This is a genomic window from Rhizobium sp. SVR5-2C (assembly GCF_056755115.1).
Map to the genome: position 1 here is coordinate 41,959 of NZ_JBNDHT010000013.1, position 18,436 is coordinate 60,394.

15 protein-coding genes and 1 pseudogene are annotated in these 18,436 nt (G+C 60.3%); 6 read left to right on the plus strand and 10 right to left on the minus strand.

The window, feature by feature from the left end:
• Positions 1–86 precede the first annotated feature (86 nt).
• A complete protein-coding gene (locus ACPYOI_RS06080) occupies positions 87–1,502 on the plus strand; it encodes an aldehyde dehydrogenase family protein (RefSeq protein WP_481419144.1) in 1,416 nt (471 codons plus the stop codon).
• Between the two features lie 65 nt (positions 1,503–1,567).
• Here the strand turns inward: ACPYOI_RS06080 and ACPYOI_RS06085 are convergent, their stop codons facing one another.
• The 3 genes from ACPYOI_RS06085 to ACPYOI_RS06095 form a co-directional block, all read right to left on the minus strand.
• Complete coding sequence (locus tag ACPYOI_RS06085) at positions 1,568–1,870, minus strand: hypothetical protein (RefSeq protein WP_481419143.1); 303 nt, start codon at positions 1,868–1,870, stop codon at positions 1,568–1,570.
• A 103-nt stretch (positions 1,871–1,973) separates the two neighbouring features.
• Positions 1,974–2,414, minus strand: coding sequence for an NUDIX hydrolase (locus ACPYOI_RS06090; protein ID WP_481419142.1), 441 nt, complete (start codon positions 2,412–2,414; stop codon positions 1,974–1,976).
• A 64-nt stretch (positions 2,415–2,478) separates the two neighbouring features.
• Positions 2,479–2,871, minus strand: coding sequence for a hypothetical protein (locus ACPYOI_RS06095; RefSeq protein ID WP_168828784.1), 393 nt, complete (start codon positions 2,869–2,871; stop codon positions 2,479–2,481).
• A gap of 190 nt (positions 2,872–3,061) precedes the next feature.
• Here ACPYOI_RS06095 and ACPYOI_RS06100 point away from each other — a divergent pair, with 190 nt between their 5' ends.
• Entirely contained in the window at positions 3,062–4,636 is a 1,575-nt protein-coding gene (locus ACPYOI_RS06100) for a helicase HerA-like C-terminal domain-containing protein (RefSeq protein ID WP_481419147.1), read from the plus strand.
• A 225-nt stretch (positions 4,637–4,861) separates the two neighbouring features.
• Here the strand turns inward: ACPYOI_RS06100 and ACPYOI_RS06105 are convergent, their stop codons facing one another.
• Positions 4,862–5,164, minus strand: coding sequence for an alkylphosphonate utilization protein (locus ACPYOI_RS06105; RefSeq protein WP_481419141.1), 303 nt, complete (start codon positions 5,162–5,164; stop codon positions 4,862–4,864).
• Positions 5,165–5,581: 417 nt separating this feature from the next.
• Between ACPYOI_RS06105 and ACPYOI_RS06110 the strand changes: the two genes are divergently transcribed.
• From ACPYOI_RS06110 to ACPYOI_RS06120, 3 genes and pseudogenes are all read left to right on the plus strand, one after another.
• Positions 5,582–7,108, plus strand: coding sequence for an ABC-F family ATP-binding cassette domain-containing protein (locus ACPYOI_RS06110; RefSeq protein ID WP_481422669.1), 1,527 nt, complete (start codon positions 5,582–5,584; stop codon positions 7,106–7,108).
• 443 nt (positions 7,109–7,551) lie between these two features.
• Positions 7,552–8,183, plus strand: a pseudogene (locus ACPYOI_RS06115) (DUF1254 domain-containing protein).
• A complete protein-coding gene (locus ACPYOI_RS06120; RefSeq protein WP_481422670.1) occupies positions 8,167–8,781 on the plus strand; it encodes a DUF1214 domain-containing protein in 615 nt (204 codons plus the stop codon). The pseudogene ACPYOI_RS06115 and the gene ACPYOI_RS06120 overlap by 17 nt, the downstream one beginning before the upstream one ends.
• Positions 8,782–8,956: 175 nt before the next feature.
• Here ACPYOI_RS06120 and ACPYOI_RS06125 read toward each other — a convergent pair whose 3' ends face one another.
• The 5 genes from ACPYOI_RS06125 to ACPYOI_RS06145 all read right to left on the minus strand — a co-directional run bounded on the left by ACPYOI_RS06125 (position 8,957) and on the right by ACPYOI_RS06145 (position 17,067).
• Complete coding sequence (locus tag ACPYOI_RS06125; protein ID WP_481419139.1) at positions 8,957–9,715, minus strand: alpha/beta hydrolase family protein; 759 nt, start codon at positions 9,713–9,715, stop codon at positions 8,957–8,959.
• Between the two features lie 803 nt (positions 9,716–10,518).
• A complete protein-coding gene (locus ACPYOI_RS06130) occupies positions 10,519–11,223 on the minus strand; it encodes an LssY C-terminal domain-containing protein (RefSeq protein ID WP_481419138.1) in 705 nt (234 codons plus the stop codon).
• 306 nt (positions 11,224–11,529) lie between these two features.
• Entirely contained in the window at positions 11,530–14,913 is a 3,384-nt protein-coding gene (locus ACPYOI_RS06135) for an AAA domain-containing protein (protein WP_481422671.1), read from the minus strand.
• A 358-nt stretch (positions 14,914–15,271) separates the two neighbouring features.
• The gene (locus ACPYOI_RS06140) at positions 15,272–16,516 is read right to left on the minus strand and encodes a type 1 periplasmic-binding domain-containing protein (protein WP_481419136.1); all 1,245 of its coding nucleotides are present in this window, start codon (positions 16,514–16,516) and stop codon (positions 15,272–15,274) included.
• 218 nt (positions 16,517–16,734) lie between these two features.
• Positions 16,735–17,067 carry a hypothetical protein gene (locus tag ACPYOI_RS06145; protein WP_481419135.1) on the minus strand — a complete coding sequence of 111 codons (333 nt, stop codon included), beginning with the start codon at positions 17,065–17,067 and terminating at the stop codon, positions 16,735–16,737.
• Between ACPYOI_RS06145 and ACPYOI_RS06150 the strand changes: the two genes are divergently transcribed.
• On the plus strand, positions 17,057–17,710 hold the full coding sequence (locus ACPYOI_RS06150) for a transglutaminase-like cysteine peptidase (protein WP_481419134.1): 654 nt from the start codon (positions 17,057–17,059) through the stop codon (positions 17,708–17,710). The genes ACPYOI_RS06145 and ACPYOI_RS06150 overlap by 11 nt on opposite strands.
• 65 nt (positions 17,711–17,775) lie before the next feature.
• On the opposite strand, the gene ACPYOI_RS06155 is transcribed toward ACPYOI_RS06150, so the two are convergent.
• On the minus strand, positions 17,776–18,435 hold the full coding sequence (locus ACPYOI_RS06155; protein WP_168828774.1) for a ribbon-helix-helix domain-containing protein: 660 nt from the start codon (positions 18,433–18,435) through the stop codon (positions 17,776–17,778).
• Position 18,436: the final 1 nt, after the last annotated feature.

The window sequence follows — 18,436 nt, forward strand, 5'->3', positions numbered from 1 at the left end:
CCCTTATCAGCCTGTCCGATATTGGCCAGCTTATCAGAGCAATCGGCCGATGCCAGATAGGGCGTATCGCACAAAGGAGAAAAGCGATGCGCAATATTACTGAGATCTATATCGACGGTGCTTTCGTGACGCCGTACGGCGAGGAAATTGCCGACCTCTTCAACCCCTCCACCGAAGAGAAGATCGGCACCGTTCGCTTTGGCGACCGCGAGGACGCCCGCGCGGCGATCGCCGCCGCCAAGCGCGCCTTTCCGGCCTTTTCGCGCACAAGCAAGGCGGAGCGGATCGACATGCTGAAGCGGCTGAGCGTTGCCGTGTCCGCCCGCGCCGAGGAGATGACCGCGGCGATGGCGGAGGAATACGGCGCGCCGCAATATTTCACCGGCTTTGCCGTACCGCATGCCGCCTCGACCTTCCTGAGCATGGCCGAAACGCTGGAGAATTACGATTTCACGCGGAAGATCGGCCACGCCGACGTGACGATGCAGCCGCTCGGCGTCGCCGCCGCGATCACGCCATGGAACAGCAACTACGGCTTCATCTGCTCCAAACTTGCGACCGCGCTGGCGGCGGGTTCGACGGTGGTCATCAAGCCTAGCGAAATGAGCGCCATCCAGACGCAGCTGATCACCGAATGCCTGCATGAGGCCGACCTGCCGAAGGGCGTGTTCAATATCGTCAACGGCCGCGGCGATGTGGTGGGTGCCGAGTTCAGCGCGCATCCCGATATCGCCAAGGTGAGCTTCACCGGCTCGACTGATGTCGGCAAGCAGATCCTGCGAGCGGGCGCCGAGACGCTGAAGCGCGTAACGCTGGAGCTCGGCGGCAAGGGGCCGAACATCATTCTGGAAGACGCCGACCTCAATACCGCCATCCCGGCGGTGCTGATGGCGGGGCTTGCCAATAGCGGCCAGGCCTGCATCGCCGGAACGCGCATCCTTGTACCGGAAAGCAGGCTTGCGGACATCCTGCCGCGGCTCAAAGCTGGCATCGAAGCGGTCAAGACCGGCGATCCGAGGGATCCCGAAGTCCGCGTCGGGCCGATGGTGAGCCAGAAACAATATGATCGGGTACAGTCCTTTATCCGGCTCGGCCAGGAGGAAGGTGCGCAGATCCTGACCGGCGGCACGGGCCGCCCGGAGGGCATCGAGCGCGGCTGGTTCGTCCGCCCGACGGTCTTTGTCAACGTCGACAACAGCATGCGGATCGCCCGCGAGGAAATCTTCGGGCCGGTGCTTTCCGTCATCGCCTACAAGGACGAAGCGGACGCGATCCGCATTGCCAACGACACCAGCTATGGCCTGCAGGCCTATATCCATGGGAGCGACCTCGACCATGCCAAGCGGGTCGCCGAGCGGATGGAATCGGGCCGCGTGGTGATCAACGGCGCACCGCATGAGCCGCTTGCCCCCTTCGGCGGCTTCAAGCAGTCCGGCGTCGGCCGTGAGTTCGGCGTCTCCGGGCTGGAGGCATTTCTCGAGCCGCGGGCTATTCTCTCTTGAGCGCAAATGGCGTCACCGCCCGCGTTAACGCGGGCGGTCGGGATTTAGAGGCCCAGGCAGCGACCTTAGTTGCTCTGATCCGGGCAGGCCGCGTTGACCGAACCGTCGCCGCGGCTGCGCATGCCTTCGCGCCGCGGAGCGCAGGGTGCCTGCCAGGTGGACGGGCGACTGATGGCGATGCTGCCGGTCTCGATCGGATCGAGGGGGATTTCGAAGCCTCCCTGCTGCGCATCATATTCCGGCGACGTGCCGGGCGGCGGACTGCCATCGAAACGGCCGTTCGGATCGATGCCCATGCTGGACTGGGCCAGGGCCGGGGCTGCAATGGACAGAAGCACTATGGATGTCACTGAAATGAGCCTGCGCATGATCATGATCCTTCCGGTGCGATGATCGCGGCAGAAACAGCAGAAGCGATGCTTTTGTTCCGCCCTTCCAGCAGGCAAATTCGGCGATTGGAAACCAAGCTGCTTACGGCTTTAGGGCGCCAATCAAACCAATCGGATAAAGTGCCAGCCTCGAAGCCGAAAGTTGCGCCGGATTGAACCACCTTGCGACGGCAGCGACGCCGTCCATGAAGCGGATTTCCTCCCGCTCGTAAAGCGATGGTTCGAGCAGTTCGATCGGCGCAACGAAGATGATCTCATGGCCGGTCATGCCCTCATGCTCATAGAGATTCTCGATTGCCTGCCAGGCGCCCAGGATCCGGATATCTGTCTGCAGTTCCTCTCCGAATTCGCGGTGCAGCGCCTGCTCACGCGTCTCGCCGAACTCGATGGCGCCACCGAGCGGACGCACGCCCTTGACGGTGCCGTCGTCACGTTCGATCTCTGCGGCCAGCAATTCCTCGCCGCGCCAGGCAAGACCAAGCACCTTCACCCTGATACGTTTGTCAGGACGCCATACCGGCATGAAACCCTCCCTGAAACGAAAACGGACGGCGCAGGGCCGTCCGTTGCGTGAAATCCGGATGTGATCAGACGAACTGGCTGAGACCGGGGACCGAAGCGACGACCTGGTCGACGACGTCTTCGCCGGCATATTGCTTGGCGACCGCGATGGTTTCCTTGGCAAGCGCGGTGATTTCGCCCATGCCGAGGCCCTGGCTCATCAGCTGCTGGCCAAGGCCCATGATGCCGCCGCCGCCGAGCGCACCCATCAAGCCCCCAAGCAGGCCGCCACCGCCCGCACCTTCGCCGTTGAACTTCGCGACGAGATCAGCGGCGCCTGGGATTGCCTCGATCATCTGTGCGACCGGGCCGTCCTCCGCCTCGCGCTGCAGGAAGCCGAGCATCATGCCCACCGACTTCTCTGCCAGATCGGGGGCAATGCCTACGCGATCGGCGATCTGGGTCACAACTTCATTCATCGTCAGCCTCCTGTCATTTGACGTTAACGTCAGCGTTATTCGAGTTTCTTCCCTGACTCAAGGCATGCCTGCAGTTGTCGCCATGCCTCTCCCTGCTTATAACAGACAGACGATGGCAAAATGAATGCGGCGGACCATGATTGCCGCATTTGAACGCAAGCGGCGCATCGGCCGGAGGGAGAACTGCTTCATGCTCGAGGACGGCAAGATTTTCATCGGCGCCAGCCGCAATCCTGACGACAGCATCAACAAACCGGAATATCTCGACCTCAGGTTCGGTAACCGCCATGGACTGGTGACCGGCGCGACCGGCACGGGCAAGACGGTGACGCTGCAGGTGCTGGCGGAGGGTTTTTCCCGGGCCGGCGTTCCGGTCTTCTGCGCCGACATCAAGGGCGACCTTTCCGGTATCGCCGAGAAGGGCGAGCCGAAGGATTTTCTCACCAAGCGCGCCGAGCAGATCGGCTTTACCGACTACGAATTCGACCAGTTCCCGGTCATCTTCTGGGACCTCTTCGGCGAGAAGGGGCACCGGGTCCGCACCACGATTGCCGAGATGGGGCCGCTGCTGCTCGCCCGCCTGATGGATGCTTCCGAGCCGCAGGAGGGCGTCATCAACATCGCCTTCAAGATCGCCGACAAGGCAGGCCTGCCGCTGCTCGATCTCAAGGACTTTTCCTCGCTCCTGAACTACATGGGCGAGAATGCGAGTGAGCTTTCGAGCCAGTTCGGCCTGATTTCCAAGGCTTCGATCGGCTCGATCCAACGCGCGCTGCTCGTCCTCGAACAGCAGGGGGCCGAACAATTCTTCGGCGAACCGGCGCTAAAAATCACCGACATCATGCGCACCAGCAACAACGGCCACGGGCAGATTTCGGTGCTTGCGGCCGACAAGCTGATGATGAATCCCAGGCTTTACGCCACCTTCCTGCTGTGGCTCTTGTCGGAACTTTTCGAAGAGCTGCCGGAAGTCGGCGACCCCGACAAGCCGAAGCTCGTCTTCTTCTTCGACGAGGCGCATCTGCTGTTCAACGACGCGCCGAAGGTGCTGACCGAGCGCGTGGAGCAGGTCGTGCGGTTGATCCGCTCCAAGGGCGTGGGCGTCTATTTCGTCACGCAGAACCCGCTCGACGTGCCGGAAACCGTGCTCGCCCAGCTCGGCAACCGCGTGCAGCATGCGCTTCGTGCCTATTCGCCGCGCGAGCAGAAGGCCGTGAAGACTGCCGCCGACACCTTCCGCCCCAACCCTGCCTTCGATTGCGCCACCGTGATCACCAATCTCGGCACCGGCGAAGCGCTGGTTTCGACGTTGGAGGCCAAGGGGGCGCCGTCGATCGTCGAGCGCACGCTGATCCGCCCGCCGTCCGGCCGCGTCGGCCCGGTAACGGATGCCGAGCGCCAGCAGATCATGGACAAGAGCCCCGTGCTCGGCCTTTATGACGAGGATGTCGATCGCGAATCCGCTTTCGAGATCCTCGCCGCCCGCGCCAAGAAGGCGGCCGAATCCGAAGCCGCTCAGCGCGCGCAGCAAGAGGCCGCGAGGCAGCAGCCGACCGAGGCCGGCACGACCTCCGGCTGGACGCTGCCGGGCTTTGGCGGCGACAGCGGCGACGACCGGGCGGGCCGCGGCCAAGCCCGCGGGCGCTCCTCCGGCTACCAGCGCGAGACCGTCGTGGAAGCGGCGATGAAGAGCGTGGCGCGAACGGTGGCGACCCAGGTCGGCCGGGCGCTGGTGCGCGGGATTTTGGGGAGCCTGAAGCGGTAGGAGGGGAACGCATGATGTGTGAGGGTACCCCCCTCTGCCCTACCGGGCATCTCCCCCACAAGGGGGGAGATCACAATTGGCGGGCTCCCCGGGCATCATCGACCGATACGACAGTAGGGATCTTGCAGAATAGCTGAGCGAGCGAGTGCTCCATCCAATCTCCCCCCTTGTGGAGGAGATGCCCGGCAGGGCAGAGGGGGGTGCGCCACGCCACACAGCGCCCCCTCACCGCTTGCGCACAAACTCCGTGCGCAGCACCAAGCCCTTGATCGTATCGTGGCGGCAGTCGATCTCTTCGGGATTGTCCGTCAGGCGGATCGAGCGGATGACCGTGCCCTGTTTCAGGGTCTGGCCGGCACCCTTGACCTTCAGATCCTTGATGAGAGTGACGGAATCGCCGTCCTTCAGGACGTTTCCGGAAGCATCGCGCACCTCGGCGGCGGCCGTCGCGGCCGCGGCGATTTCCGACGACGGGCGCCATTCGCCCGTCCCTTCGTCATAGACATAATCGTCGTCATCGCCCACCATCGGCGTCTCTCCTGAAAATCAGCATCTGTCGGATCGGCGCTTATAGCAGCCGGCAGCATCGGGCAAGGTCGGGTGGCAAGGTCGGCAGTGCGCGGTTGCTCGGCACCGTCCGGTTGCATTCGCCTGGCCGCGATGGTATTTCAGCACCATGCTCTAAGAGAAAGGAGGGTCGCGTGCATAATTTCTATTTCCGGTTCTACCGGCAGCGTGGCCCCGTCAACGCCCTGCAAATGCGTTTGCAGGGCTGACCAGAGACCGTTTCTCACAAAGCCTCTCTTCCTGGTCTGCCCTTCGTGGCCTGCAGCGCCGAGCTTATTGCTCGAGCGTCTGCGATTATCACTCGCCGCTGACGCATCGCATCGATGATGGCCGAGAGCCCTCGATGGATGATCGCCCGGTCAAGACCAGAGAAAAATCATGACTCTCCTCAATATCCGCAACCTCGGCATCACCCTGTCGAGCCCGCTGTTTTCCAAGCTCAACCTCGTCGTCAATGCCGGCGACCGGATCGGTCTTGTTGCCGCCAACGGCCGCGGGAAATCGACGCTGTTCCGCTGCATCGCCGGCACGCTCGACGCGACGGAAGGCGAGATCACCAGGGCGCGCGGGCTGACGGTCGGCTATGTCGAGCAGAACGTGCCGCCTCCCCTTTTCGGCCGGAGCTTTTACGACGCCGTTCTCGATGCGCTGCCCGCCGAGCAGGCCGAAAGCGAGAGCTGGCGTGTCGACGTGGTGCTGGAATCGCTGGAGGTACCGGAAGAACTGCGCCGGCGCCCGCTTTCGGCGCTCAGCGGCGGGTGGCAGCGGCTGGCCATGCTTGCCCGCGTCTGGGTGACGGAGCCGGACCTGCTGATGCTCGACGAACCGACCAACCATCTCGATCTCGGCAAGATCGCGCGGCTGGAAGACTGGCTGAACGCCCTGCCCCGCGATGTGCCGGTGATCCTCGCCAGCCACGACCGCGCCTTTCTCGATGCGGTGACGAACCGCACGCTTTTCCTGCGGCCGGAGCAATCACAGGTCTTCGCCCTGCCCTACAGCCGGGCACGGCTTGCGGTCGACGAGATCGATGCCGCAGACGCGCGGCGCTACGAGCGCGACATGAAGACGGCCGAGCAGTTGCGCAAGCAGGCGGCGAAGCTCAACAATATCGGCATCAACTCCGGCAGCGACCTGCTGGTGGTGAAAACCAAGCAGTTGAAGCAGCGGGCGGAGAAGCTCGAGGATGCGGCAAAACCGGCGCATCTCGAGCGCTCCACAGGGGCGATCCGGCTCGCCAATCGCGGCACCCATGCCAAGGTGCTGGTGACACTCGAGGATGCGGCCGTGCAGACGCCGGACGGCACGCTGCTTTTCAGGACAGGCAAGCAATTCATCTGCCAGGGAGACCGGATCGTGCTCCTCGGCGAAAACGGCGCCGGCAAGACGCGGCTGATCGCGATGCTGCGCAAGGCGATCGAAAACCCGGCGATAGCCGAGGACGGCATCAAGGCGACGCCCTCGCTCGTACTCGGCTATGGCGACCAAGCGCTTGGCGATCTCCGCGATGCCGATACGCCGATGGCGACGATCATCCGGCGCTTCGACGTCGGCGATCAGCGAGCGCGTTCGCTGCTTGCTGGGGCCGGCATGTCGATCGAGATGCAGGGCCGTCCCGTCGGCCAGCTTTCAGGCGGGCAGAAAGCGCGGCTCGGAATGCTGGTGCTGAGACTCTCCAACCCGAACTTCTATCTGCTCGACGAGCCCACCAACCATCTCGACATCGACGGGCAGGAAGCGCTCGAAGGCGAGTTGATGGCGCATCAGGCAAGCTGCCTGCTTGTTTCCCACGACCGCAGCTTCGTCAGGGCGGTCGGCAACCGCTTCTGGCAGATCGAGAGGCGGCGACTGGTGGAGGTGGAGAGCCCGGAAGCGTTCTTTGCCTCGGCGGCGGGGGTGCGGTGAGTTGTGGCAACGCGTGTGCCGCCCGCAGGAAACGGCCGGCGGCCCACGCTCTCCGCAAGTGGGAGGAAAGTCCGCTTCCGACCCAAAGCCGCCATTTTGCGGAGACATTTACCGTAACGTACTTGTTGGCTTCTAAGCGTGGTGATCTACTACTGCCGAAACATATCAAACTCGGCATAGGATGAACCATGAACCTACACCGGGCTCTCCTAGCATCCGTCGCAATGATTGCGACGTTCGCCTCGGCGCAAGAATACAAGTATCAAACTCCCATCGCGCCTGGGGTTGCCACGCCGGATAGGGTCGAGACATCCATCGGTAGCTTGATCCTCAGGGATGGCTATCCGGATGCGCAAACGGTCCAGAAGATTTACGACAATCTGGATGCCTCACGGGCGTTGCAAGCCTATCTGCTTGCGCTGCCGATGGTGAACCAGGCAGGCATGCGCGATGCCCTTCGCAAGTTCGGTCCCGACAATGAGACGGACGTTATTCTGGAAAACCTCGCCGACTCCAGGACAGTCCAACTCACGCCGAACGACGACACGATTTACAACTGGATATGGCTCGACACGCACAAAGGCCCCCTGGTTCTGGAAGCACCCCCCAGGTTCTCGGCATCATCAACGACTTCTGGGACAAATGGTCTGCCGACGTCGGCATCACCGGCGCGGACAAGGGCAAGGGCGGCATGTACCTCGTGGTGCCGCCTGGCTATTCCGGCGAAATACCGTCTGGATACTTCGTTGTTCGGCCTGCGACCTATGGAAGCTGGCTGATCCTCAGAGGCTATCTCGTCGACGGCTCCACCAAACCCGCAGTCGAAACAATCAAGAAGAACCTCAAGATTTATCCGCTTTCGGAGGCCTCGAACCCGCCGCCAATGAAGTTCGTGAACGTCTCGGGCGTTCCGGCCAACTTTGTGTTTCCAACGGACTACTCGTTCTGGACGCTGCTGAACCAGGTCATTCAGGAAGAGCCGAGCACCGGAAGTGATCCGACAACTCTCGGTCTTTTTGCCTCTATCGGCATCATAGCCTTTCAATCCCGATGCGCGGATGCGAAAAATCCTTGAAGACGCCGCCAATGTCGGTGCGGTCACGGCGCGGACGATCACCTACAAAATCCGCAGTCCTGAAGCCTACTACTATCCGAACAGCGCGTGGCGGCTGCCCTATCTCGGCGGCTACAAGTTCGAAGTCTCCTCCGGCGTCAGCAATCTCGACGGTGCCATCAACTTCTTCTACCTCGCCGCCGGTGTTACGCCCGCGATGGAAGCGAAGATGGTGGGCCAAGGCTCGCAATACCCTTGGATCGTCCAGGACTCGCAGGGTGACCCATTCGACGGCGCGAAGACATACAAGCTGCATCTCCCGCCCAATATTCCAGCGAGGGATTTTTGGTCAATCATCCTCTATGACAATCAGACACGCGGGATGCTGCAAACCGATCAGCCGTTCCCGAGCGTCAGCAGCCACAACAAGGAACTGAAGCCGAACGCGGACGGTTCCATTGACGTCTATTTCGCGCCGAAAGCTCCCGCCGGTTTTGAGAACAATTGGGTACAGACAATTCCCGGTAAGGGCTGGTTTGCGATCCTTCGTCTTTACGGTCCGCTGGAAGCCTGGTTCGACAAGACCTGGCGGCCGGGCGAGATCGAGAGGCAGGGTTAGCGCCGGAACGCGCTATGTCGGTACCGGCGTGCTTGGGCAGGTTCGCTTTCGGCGCGTTCCGAAAGCGAATAGCCCGAAGCGCGAACAGCCACGCCGTTCGCAGGAAACCGTCGCGGCCCGCGCCTTCCGCAAGTCGGAGGAAAGTCCGCTTCCGACCCGAAGCGGAGATGCGAGCCTAGTGATACGTTATGAATGGATCGAATATCCCTTCCAGGAAGGGCCGGAGAACTCCCTGCGAGAATTCGCGCGGAATACGATGTCCGCATTCGAACACGCGGAGATTGACTGGAACTCCAGCGTCGGACAGGGCTTCGGAGAATATCTCGGCCTGGGCAACTGGAGCACGGTCGTCGTGCCGTCCATGCAAAAGTAAAGTTTCCGACCGAATGTTATGCGCATGGTGTAAGGCCGAGCGAGCCAGAAAGGCCTCATCCGACAAGCCTGCTTCATTCTCGATTGCTCTTCGCAGGCCCCCCGAACTGCTTCTAAAAGCTGCTTTAAGATCATAGACGCCGCTTGATAGAACGACTGCTCGCAGATTGGAAACTTGAGCAGCTACCATTGCCGAGGCAACGGCTCCCCTGCTGTTGCCATAAAGAACGATACGGTCAGGATCGATAGACGGCTGCTCCTTTAGGAAGGACAGAGCGGCCATGATCGCCTGCTGCGTGCGTGGGCCGCAGAAGTCGGCAGGGCCGTCTGAAGCGCCGAAGCCAGGCTGTGAGACTGCTGCCGCCGTGATATTCAAGCGAGACGAGAACCGAAGCAACGCCCCATTATCGACGACCTCTCTCGCGCCTAGAAGAAGGCCGCCCTGATTGCCGTGGACAAACAGTATCGCTCCCGCAGGCGTGGCACTGGAGGCCTGAGCTTGAAAAAGCTCGACAGCAGCTCCATCACCTCGTTCAATCAGATGTCGCGTCACCGTCGGCATAACCGCCACCAAGTTCTGTTTGCCGACGGCACGATAGGCAGCCCTAAGAGCTTGTCAATGTCCACACATGGCGCAATGCGGACACGGTGCCATGACTGCTTCCGGCCCTAAACGGTCATTCCCGAATCCAACGATAAAGGCCAGGAACCGCCACCTGCTATTACATATCAGCGTTGCATAATAAGTGGTATGCGTTTGCCTAAAATAAGATCATAAGGCGCGTAGCTTATGCACATGAGGGTCTTTATTGTGGATTGGGTCCCTATAGTCTTCGTTACGTTCAAGGTTCTCGCGTTAGGCACAGCCATGTTCTTCGCCATCAAGTGGCATTACGATCAAGGGGACAAGGGGGAGAGGCGAGCGGTGCTACGCACGGGCGGCAAGATGGCCGCAGTCTTCGTACTAGTGCTCCTAGGCGTGGGGCTCGTCACCTTTGTCCTTAGCAGGATGCTCGGTTTGGACTTGAGCTTCCCATGATGGCATCATTAATGTACCTAGCCCCGCAGGGGCTCCTGGAGGGCCGACGACACCTTCCATGTCATTACTCGGTCTCTAATAACATGGATTCTGGCTCCTCCCGTGGGCAAGCTTCTCCTGTGATCGGGAGGGTTTCAGATGGCGGGGTTTCAGTTCGCGCACATGAATTTCAGCCGGAAGGAAGACAAGGGAGCCGCACGAGCGACCTGAAGCTAACGTCTCCTGTTGGCGCAAAGGCGACATCGACAGATGACCGCTATCGGCTCATTCCGGAAGTCAGCGATCCTCCGCCGCTGGCCCAACGCGGACATGGAATGTCCGGACTGCTACCGGTTTTGAAGCACGCCAATGAGAGCCTTTCCGTCGGTGAAATAGGGATCACCGCCTCCGTTGCGGCCGTCTTTTGTCGCTCCGATGCCATCAATCTCATAGCTCGACAAAAGTTGTCCGGCCTTGAGAAGATCGCTGATCATCAGGTTTCGCTCGGCGTCGACATTCGGGCCGATATGATGCGTGATTTGACCGGTATCGTGGCTGAAGCCGACACCCCGATCAAAACTCGCCGAGCCTAGCCAGTGCGGGCGGTGATTTGGGCCGATTTGTTCGGTCAGCCAGAAACGAACATGGTTGCGTTCGTCGGCGCTTCTGCCCACAGGCTTTTCGAAAGCCAGATCCTGTTTTCTGCCCTCGAAAAGCAGTGGGCTAACTGGTGCATCGAGATCAGGCCGATCAAGCACCACGCTCAACCCAATATCGATCGACGTGCGCAAGGTAATTTTATCGGCTGGATCCCATCCAGCAGCCGCGAACGCCCGGGTCACTTCTTCCTTCGAACCGACAAGACCGACATTGATGGGGTCGCCGGGAATACCCTGCTCCGTGGTCGTGACCATGTTGCCAACTTTAACAACTCGGTCAGCATCGTGAAAAATCCAAATCTCGGGGATGACGAAATAGGCAAGCAGCAAATAGGTGAACAGCACGGCAATCAAGGCGCTCATCGCCATGTGAGTTTTCGTGCGATGACGCATTGGAATTCGCCCACCCCAAACATTGCCAAGAAGGATCATACGCCGAACATGCGGCGGAGACATCCAGAATTTGCCTCGGCAGAAACTGCCACCGATAGCTTCTGGCGCGACGCAGCTGAGGCTATCGTCGGCTGTCGGCCTAAGCTGCCGTTCGGCGATGTCGGCGCGAATGACCGCTTGGCGCCCCCACATTTGTCATAAAGGCCGTTATCGCGCGCGCCTGAAAGCATTTTCGCGGCGGCGCCAGTTGCACTGTACGCCGGAAGGAGACATGCAGTGGCCGGATCGGCTATGTCATTCCATCATTTAGCTGGTTCGCCGTTTCAGATCTTCTTTTGTAACGCGGATTTCTGCCTCTACGTCCTTGCCACGATAAATGTAAGAAGTCTCATGGCGTGCATATTTCCCTTCTCGGTCGGCACTTAGCCAGTTGAACGACCCCACGCAGAGAAGGTCATCATCCACGGCGACAATTTTGCTATGAAGCTTCTCAAGACGGTGCAGCGTGACACCAATCTGTTTCAACGCCCCAGCAGCTTCGTCCATTTGATTGGTGCCGCTCGGTGTCAGGTTCGCGTTCAGCAAAGGGTCGGCGTAGATGTCGATTTTAGCGCTCCGGGTAGTAGCCAGCTCCAGGGCCTTCAATATGCCTGTGCGCTCCATCGTGCGCAGTTTGATCCAAGGGCTGACGATCAGGTAGCGCCGCGCATCGGCAGACAAGACATTCAATAGAAACGCGTCGTGTTCTGCAGCGTCTCGCAGGATTTGCAACTGTCCTTGACTCTCCTGCAAATCGGCGCGTGGCGTCGGCTGGAAACCTAGCTCCAGACCGGGTTGGTCGAGGAAGCTCGACAACAATGCACGCGGCGAACCAGGTATCGCATTCGCAAGCACATCCATGTCTCCGAACAGCAGAAAGCTGTCTTTGGCGCGCGACACGGTTACGTTCAACATGCTGGGAGAGCCGTCGATGAAACCGCCGTCGGCATGTTTGGAATAGACCGGAGAGAAAATCACCACTGGACGCTCAGCACCTTGCAGTGCGTGGACGGTTCCGATTGTTATGCCCGTTCGCCCCGAGACAGTGATCTTGTGCGCGGAGCAAGCTCTCCGTATCTCGCGGACCTGCGCTCCAAAAGGGGTAACAATGCCAACGATTTGCTCTACCGGGCGATTGTATCGCGCCTCCAAAGACCTGCGGTTTTCAACAATCCAAGCCACGATTGTTTGAGCTTCAGTGGGGTTTGATCGGCTATTGCTCGCGCGGACCGCCTTTCCGTCGACATGAAAGTATCCCATCGCCGGCAAAAACGCATCGCTTGGCGCGGGCCCACGACGGGGGCGAAGCTTGCCCTTGTAACAAAGGGCGTTGCTGTACTCTATTATCTCGTCATGGCAACGGCGGTGCTCAAACAACCACAGGCCCGGCTCCAGGTCCGCCCAAGGCGAAACCTGACAGGCCCGTTGAGCCAGCCGCATCGCACTGCCTGACGTGCTGCAAAGACCCGTGGCGTCAAGGTTTTGAATGTCTGCATCCGCCTCGAGCAAACCAGCCTCGCGTAAATTCCCAACGTCGACGGCGCGGGGCACGGCTGAGATCGGCTCTATCTGCTTGGTGTCGCCGATGACCAGGGCGCGTTTTGCCAAAGCGAAGGCAGCGCCTGCAACCTCGGGCAAGGCTTGACCCGCCTCGTCGAGGATCAGCAGATCGATGAAGTCGTAAAGATACTCATTGGCCCATTCGCCTCCGTCTCGGCGGCTGTAAGAGAGCTTTGAAGGCAGGCTGGCGAAAGTCGACACTGCACATGGTGTCAGCATCATGCGCCGATGCCAGCGCGGAACCAGCGTCGATCGACCTCGTTTGGCGGCAGAGGCGACAATTCCTGCCAGATCGGCCTCCATCGCCATCAGCCAGCGGCCTTCCCAATAATGAGTGGCCAATCGGAAAAGCTCGAAACGTTGGCATAGATCGATGCGATCTTCCAATCTGTCCTCCAGCCCATCCCCTCCGTCGAGTGAAATCAGTGCCTGTTTTCGAGCAGATTGGGCAGCACCGATTTCGGTCATCAACTTCCTGATGCCGCTTAATGCCCCCTTTGCCGAAGCGTACTCGGTTTCAGCCCTTAGAACCGTCTGAGCTAGGTGTTGATCGATCTCAGAGATGCGCTGCAGGCCATCGAGCCCGGAAAGTCCCCCCAGCGTTACGCGCGCCCTAAGAACGCGCTTGCGTTCAATGGCGGGGATAAAACTGAACAACGCCAAAAGGCTGGATTCTTGGGCCTGTTGGCGATCGAACACCGCACGGTGGCGTTGCATACTTTCGACTACAAGGCCTTGCTCGCTGACACTTGTCTGAGCACGTGCTTCAGCCGCTGCCGGGTCGCCTCCAAGCGCCTGCGCTTTGCCCATCGCGATAGATTGTTGTTCGAGGCTGCGGTCAGCCTCTTCAAGTTTTGCCACCTGATAGGCAATGGCTCCCTGAATTGCCGAGACATATTCGGCTACGTCCCCCTGACTGTCAGGAAATGCGGCTCGGGCGGAGGTTAGCCATGCATCTTTGGCTGCCAGAAAACCGTCGACGGTTTCCATCCGGGTTTGGAAGTCCTCGGTTTGATACTTTTCTACTGCTTCTTGCCGTCGAGAATTTGCCGGCAGAAATATGCCAAAGCTGTCGATACCCGGTAGCCAACGCCCAGCGAGCGGCCCGTCGCCCTTGGCGAAATCCTTGCCAAAAGCGTCGATAATGTTCGTAACAGCTTGATTGTTTGACGACGTAGCCACTATCACAGGCGGCTCCCCGCCATTCAGCGCTGCGCGAACCCAAAGTCCTGCCACAGCAGACAGAAGGAGGGTCGTCTTACCCGTCCCCGGCGGACCATTGACTGCGATGACATCGCCCGGCACTGCAGCGTCCAGCCAGGCCAGAACCTGCCGCTGCTGCTCAGCCAAGGGGAAGTGGGGATTGGAATGGCCTAGACGGCGGGCAAGTGCTGTCTCGACTTTCGTGTCGGTGACCAATCGCTCGACTGGTGAGACGATTTTGTTGAGAAGCGGCGCCTTCGGACGATCGGCTAGGATTTTGTCGTATAGATTCAAGATGTTGCGCACTGTCGCCGAGGCGTCTTCTGCCGGCTCTAAAAGACCAAAGCCGGCTGGAACGTAATGTTGATCTCCGGCGGGCCAGCCTTTCGCCACGGCGTCCACCATTTTGCGGCAATGCGCGAGGTAGGTTGCCCAATCCAAACGGTCGCCCGGTTGCAATGGTTCTGCAGTCAGAAAGCTGTCCAGAGCTTCTACAGCGCCGATAGTGAATTCGTCGGAAGGTAACGGCGTCAGCAAGTCTCGCGCAATGGTGTTGCGTTGCGGCGAGATCGTTCCCTGGAAGTCGACCAGCGCTTCGGTAACGACGGGTGCGACCAGTTCGGGAAGCCCATCTCCGCTCACCGCACCATGTGATAACCGCCTTGCTACCACCAGAGGCCAAAACCGAACACCGACAACCTTCGTCTGTGGCTGGTCTTTGAACAGTTGGCTGACTGAGTTTTTCGGTAGTAGGCCATTCCGAAGGGTCTCGGCAGAGAGTTCGATAAACCGTTGGCGATCCCGCTGGCTAAACTTGCCCTCTCCCAAAGCTCCATCAGCCAAGGAAGTGCGCCAATAGCGCAGGACGGCGTCGATGTTTCGATTCACAAGTCTGGCCTTTGATACAAGTCTGGCCTTTGATAAAGGGGGACGATTGAAATTGAACGATCCAGCTCCTGATCGTCTACCCACATACCGGCAAGCTGTCTATGCCCTCGAAACGGGTGCAGATGGCCTGCCTAACATCAAAGATTGACAGCCTTCGCGCCGATGTCGGCGCCCAATCTGTATGTCCGCTTCGGGCCGACTCCACGGCACGAGCGCAAATGTCCGTTTTTCGTGCTGGGTGTCCTGGGACCGGACAGGCAGAAATCGGCCCCGAAGCGGTCACTCATCGACTCGATGCCAACGTCTTCTATTGGCGCAAAGCGCCGCTCTCGCTAGCGCCCGGCCTCGCGAAGCCTCTTCAGAACGACTTCGGCGCGGCGCTCAGCAGGTTCAGCTTGCCGCCGTTGATCGTGTAAAGGCTAAGCTTGCGTTCGACACTGCCTGCGGGGCTGAGCCGGAAAAGCCCCGTCACGCCGCGAAAGCCGGTCTTCATCGTCAGGTTCTCCGCCGAAAGGCCCATCGGGCCCTTCACGCGGATGATGCCGGCGGCGATCGCCACGGAATCATAGCCATAGGCCGCGTCCGTCGACAGCGTGCGGTTATAGTGGCGCTTGTAGCGATCGGCGATCAGGCTTGCATCATCGGGTTCGACCATGGCGATCATGGCGCCCGCGACGGCGGGATCGCCATAGGCCTGCGACGGCCAGGCGCTGGTGCCGACGAGAACGAGGTTCGTCTGGCCGCTTGCCTTGATCGCACCGGCGATGGTGGGCACGATGACGCTCTTGCCGAGGACGACGACCGTATCGGCCTGCTGCAATTGAGCCTTCGATTTCTGCACCGCATCGGCGGCGGCCGCATCGCTGAGATCGTAGCGGGCGATCCCAACATAAACGCCCTTTCCTGCGCGGATCGCATCCGCGAGACGCGTCTCATAGGCGGGCGAAAAATCCCTCGGGGCGAACACCATCACCTTCTTATGGCCGCCCGCTGAAGCCGCACGGATGCCTTCGAGCGCGCTGTCGAGTTCATCCGAGGCGAAGTTGTAGACGTTGCCGGCGGTTGCCGGAACGTCATCGCCAAGGTTGACGAGCGGCGGGCGCTCACCGGAGGGCATGGCGGCAATCGCCGACGTAACCGCGGGCGAAGCGTAGCTGATAAGCAGCACCGAATTGCGCGCCTTGGCGGCGCTGACGGCGGCCGGCACCGCGCCTGGACCGCCCGAAACATCGACGACCTTGACGAAGACCTGGCCGTTGCCGAGCTCGCCGACGCCGAGTGCGGCCCCGTCACGCGCGTCGCGGGCGGCGCCCTCGTAAACGCCGCTTGCAGCCTTCGGCAGCAGCAGCGTGATCTCCGCGCCGGTTTCACCGAAGGATTCTTCCACCTTGCTTGATGGCGGCTTCATGTCGGTATTCTTGACAGCATTCAGGCCGTCCGAACCCGACTGGCAGCCTGCAAGCAGGCCGGCGACGAGAAAAAGTGAGAGCGGCAGCAAACGAGCCGCGCGCCGGCGCTTCGACGCGGCCGCGAGAACCACGTCCGAGGGCTTGCCGCGTAAACCATACGCGGGTCCGGTCTTCAGCTTCAAATGCGGCGTCACTGCTTCCCCCGAATGCGGCATGCCGGCCTTGGCGGCCCGTTAGAAGGCGTTCATTTCTGCACCGGGGGCGGGCGAAAATCAAACCCTCCCCCCAAACTTGGTTGACGGCAAAACTAAAGTTTTATCCGTCTTTGAGTGGAATATTTGTACTTAGTTTATCCATGCTTCCAAACGGCATCTTTATAGATCTTCGGTACATTTCTCTCGAACAGGGAGAATTAAAACCCGATGAAGCGCAGAACAAAACTAAAAATACTTAGTGCTTTTACTTTTGCATCCTTCGCATCACTGCCTTTGGCGTCACCTTCACTCGCACAGATGCCGGTTCCGCAAATAAGCGCCGCGTCATATACGCCGATACTTTCCGCCAATACTGCTAATATGCTCGCACAAGCGACGAGCATGGCGGGTGTTTTCAATCTGATCAGGACAGCCGCCAGCGACGTTTCGAGCTCTGTCCAAGCGATTAATCTTGCCTCAGTGGCGCAATTGCGACAGGTAGACAACGCGTCCTTCACGACCGCCTCCATCAAGCCGGTCATGCCGCCCAAGGCGACCTCTCCGAACGAAGCCGTTTTCGGCTCCGTCACCATTCCGTTCAAGCGGCTTGCTGCGGTCAAGCGTCTGGCACCTTCGCTCGCCGAAATGGAAAGCGGCGCAGCCATCAAGTGCGGCAAGAATGGCTGTTCGAATGCCACCGGGGTTATAAAGGCGGCACTCGACCAGACGGCGCAGGCTTCGATCCGCGACAAGCTGAATGCGGTGAACGTCGCGGTCAACCACTCGATCCGCTACCGCCGGGATAGCGACATCTATCAGGTGGCCGACTACTGGGCGACGCCTTCCGAGACCCTTTCTCGTCAGCAAGGCGATTGCGAGGATTTCGCGATCCTGAAGATGGCAGCGCTTCGCGCCGAGGGCGTCGACAACAAGGACATGTCGATCGTCGTGCTCTTCGACCAGAAGCGCCACTTCTACCATGCCGTCCTTTCGGTCGCGGTCAACGGCAACTACTTCATTCTCGACAACATGCGCGACCAGGTGCTGCCCGACAGCCGCCTTCCCGACTACCAGCCGCTCTTTTCGATTGCCGCCGGCAAGGGATATCTCCACGGACTGCGCGCCGGCACCAAGCAGGTTGCCTCCAGCATGCCGCTGGAAAAGGTCGCACCGGGCGAAGGCGCGGCATACTGAAACGCGTGAAAGCGTATGACGATAAAGGCGGCTGCAGGATGCGGCCGCTTTTCCGTTTTAAGGCATCAGTAGCGCGAGATGTAGCCGATCAGCATCGACTTCTCGTGGGTCGGAGCCAGCGCGAGATTGATCTGGCCGCGCATCGCCTGGGTGCCGATGCCGATGCTGAAGCCGGTGTTCAGCGTCTTGCCGCGGTTCAGGTTCAGCGTGGTGATCGCTTCCTCGATCTGCGTATCGATGGAAAAGCGCAGGCCCTTGGTGAGCTGTGCCGTGTCGCCTGAAGGCAGGCGCTGGCGCAGCATCGAGAGGAACGGATCGTTGAAGTACTGGATCTTCTTTTCCCGCGTGAGCAGGATCGTCGGCGACGGCGAGGCCTGAATGATGGCGTTCAGGTTCGCCATCGAGGCAATATCCTCGACAGTGTCGAGGCGGCGCAGCGCCCATTTGAGGCTGAGAACGCGCAGCAGCGAGGCAAGATTGCCGGATTCCGGCAGCTGCGAGGCCGTATAATGCACCAGATCAGCGGTGCTCATCTTACCGGCGGAGGACATACGGCCGAGGCCATCCCAATAGATACGCTCCAGGCGGATGCCGCGGCGCTCGCCTCCCCGGCCGGCGACAGCGCGAAAGCGGGGCTCGATTTCCTCGGCGCCGATGATCGGCAGCGACTCGTCGGCCGGCTCGGCAGTCGTCAGATCGCTCGCACGCGGCTTGGAAATCAGCATC

Excerpts from the sequence above, each read along its gene's own strand:
- ACPYOI_RS06080 (WP_481419144.1), top strand. The coding sequence starts at position 87 with ATGCGCAATATTACTGAGATCTATATCGACGGTGCTTTCGTGACGCCG.
- ACPYOI_RS06085 (WP_481419143.1), bottom strand. The coding sequence starts at position 1,870 with ATGCGCAGGCTCATTTCAGTGACATCCATAGTGCTTCTGTCCATTGCA.
- ACPYOI_RS06090 (WP_481419142.1), bottom strand. The coding sequence starts at position 2,414 with ATGCCGGTATGGCGTCCTGACAAACGTATCAGGGTGAAGGTGCTTGGT.
- ACPYOI_RS06095 (WP_168828784.1), bottom strand. The coding sequence starts at position 2,871 with ATGAATGAAGTTGTGACCCAGATCGCCGATCGCGTAGGCATTGCCCCC.
- ACPYOI_RS06100 (WP_481419147.1), top strand. The coding sequence starts at position 3,062 with ATGCTCGAGGACGGCAAGATTTTCATCGGCGCCAGCCGCAATCCTGAC.
- ACPYOI_RS06105 (WP_481419141.1), bottom strand. The coding sequence starts at position 5,164 with ATGGTGGGCGATGACGACGATTATGTCTATGACGAAGGGACGGGCGAA.
- ACPYOI_RS06110 (WP_481422669.1), top strand. The coding sequence starts at position 5,582 with ATGACTCTCCTCAATATCCGCAACCTCGGCATCACCCTGTCGAGCCCG.
- ACPYOI_RS06120 (WP_481422670.1), top strand. The coding sequence starts at position 8,167 with ATGCGAAAAATCCTTGAAGACGCCGCCAATGTCGGTGCGGTCACGGCG.
- ACPYOI_RS06125 (WP_481419139.1), bottom strand. The coding sequence starts at position 9,715 with ATGCCGACGGTGACGCGACATCTGATTGAACGAGGTGATGGAGCTGCT.
- ACPYOI_RS06130 (WP_481419138.1), bottom strand. The coding sequence starts at position 11,223 with ATGCGTCATCGCACGAAAACTCACATGGCGATGAGCGCCTTGATTGCC.
- ACPYOI_RS06150 (WP_481419134.1), top strand. The coding sequence starts at position 17,057 with ATGCCGCCCAAGGCGACCTCTCCGAACGAAGCCGTTTTCGGCTCCGTC.
- ACPYOI_RS06155 (WP_168828774.1), bottom strand. The coding sequence starts at position 18,435 with ATGCTGATTTCCAAGCCGCGTGCGAGCGATCTGACGACTGCCGAGCCG.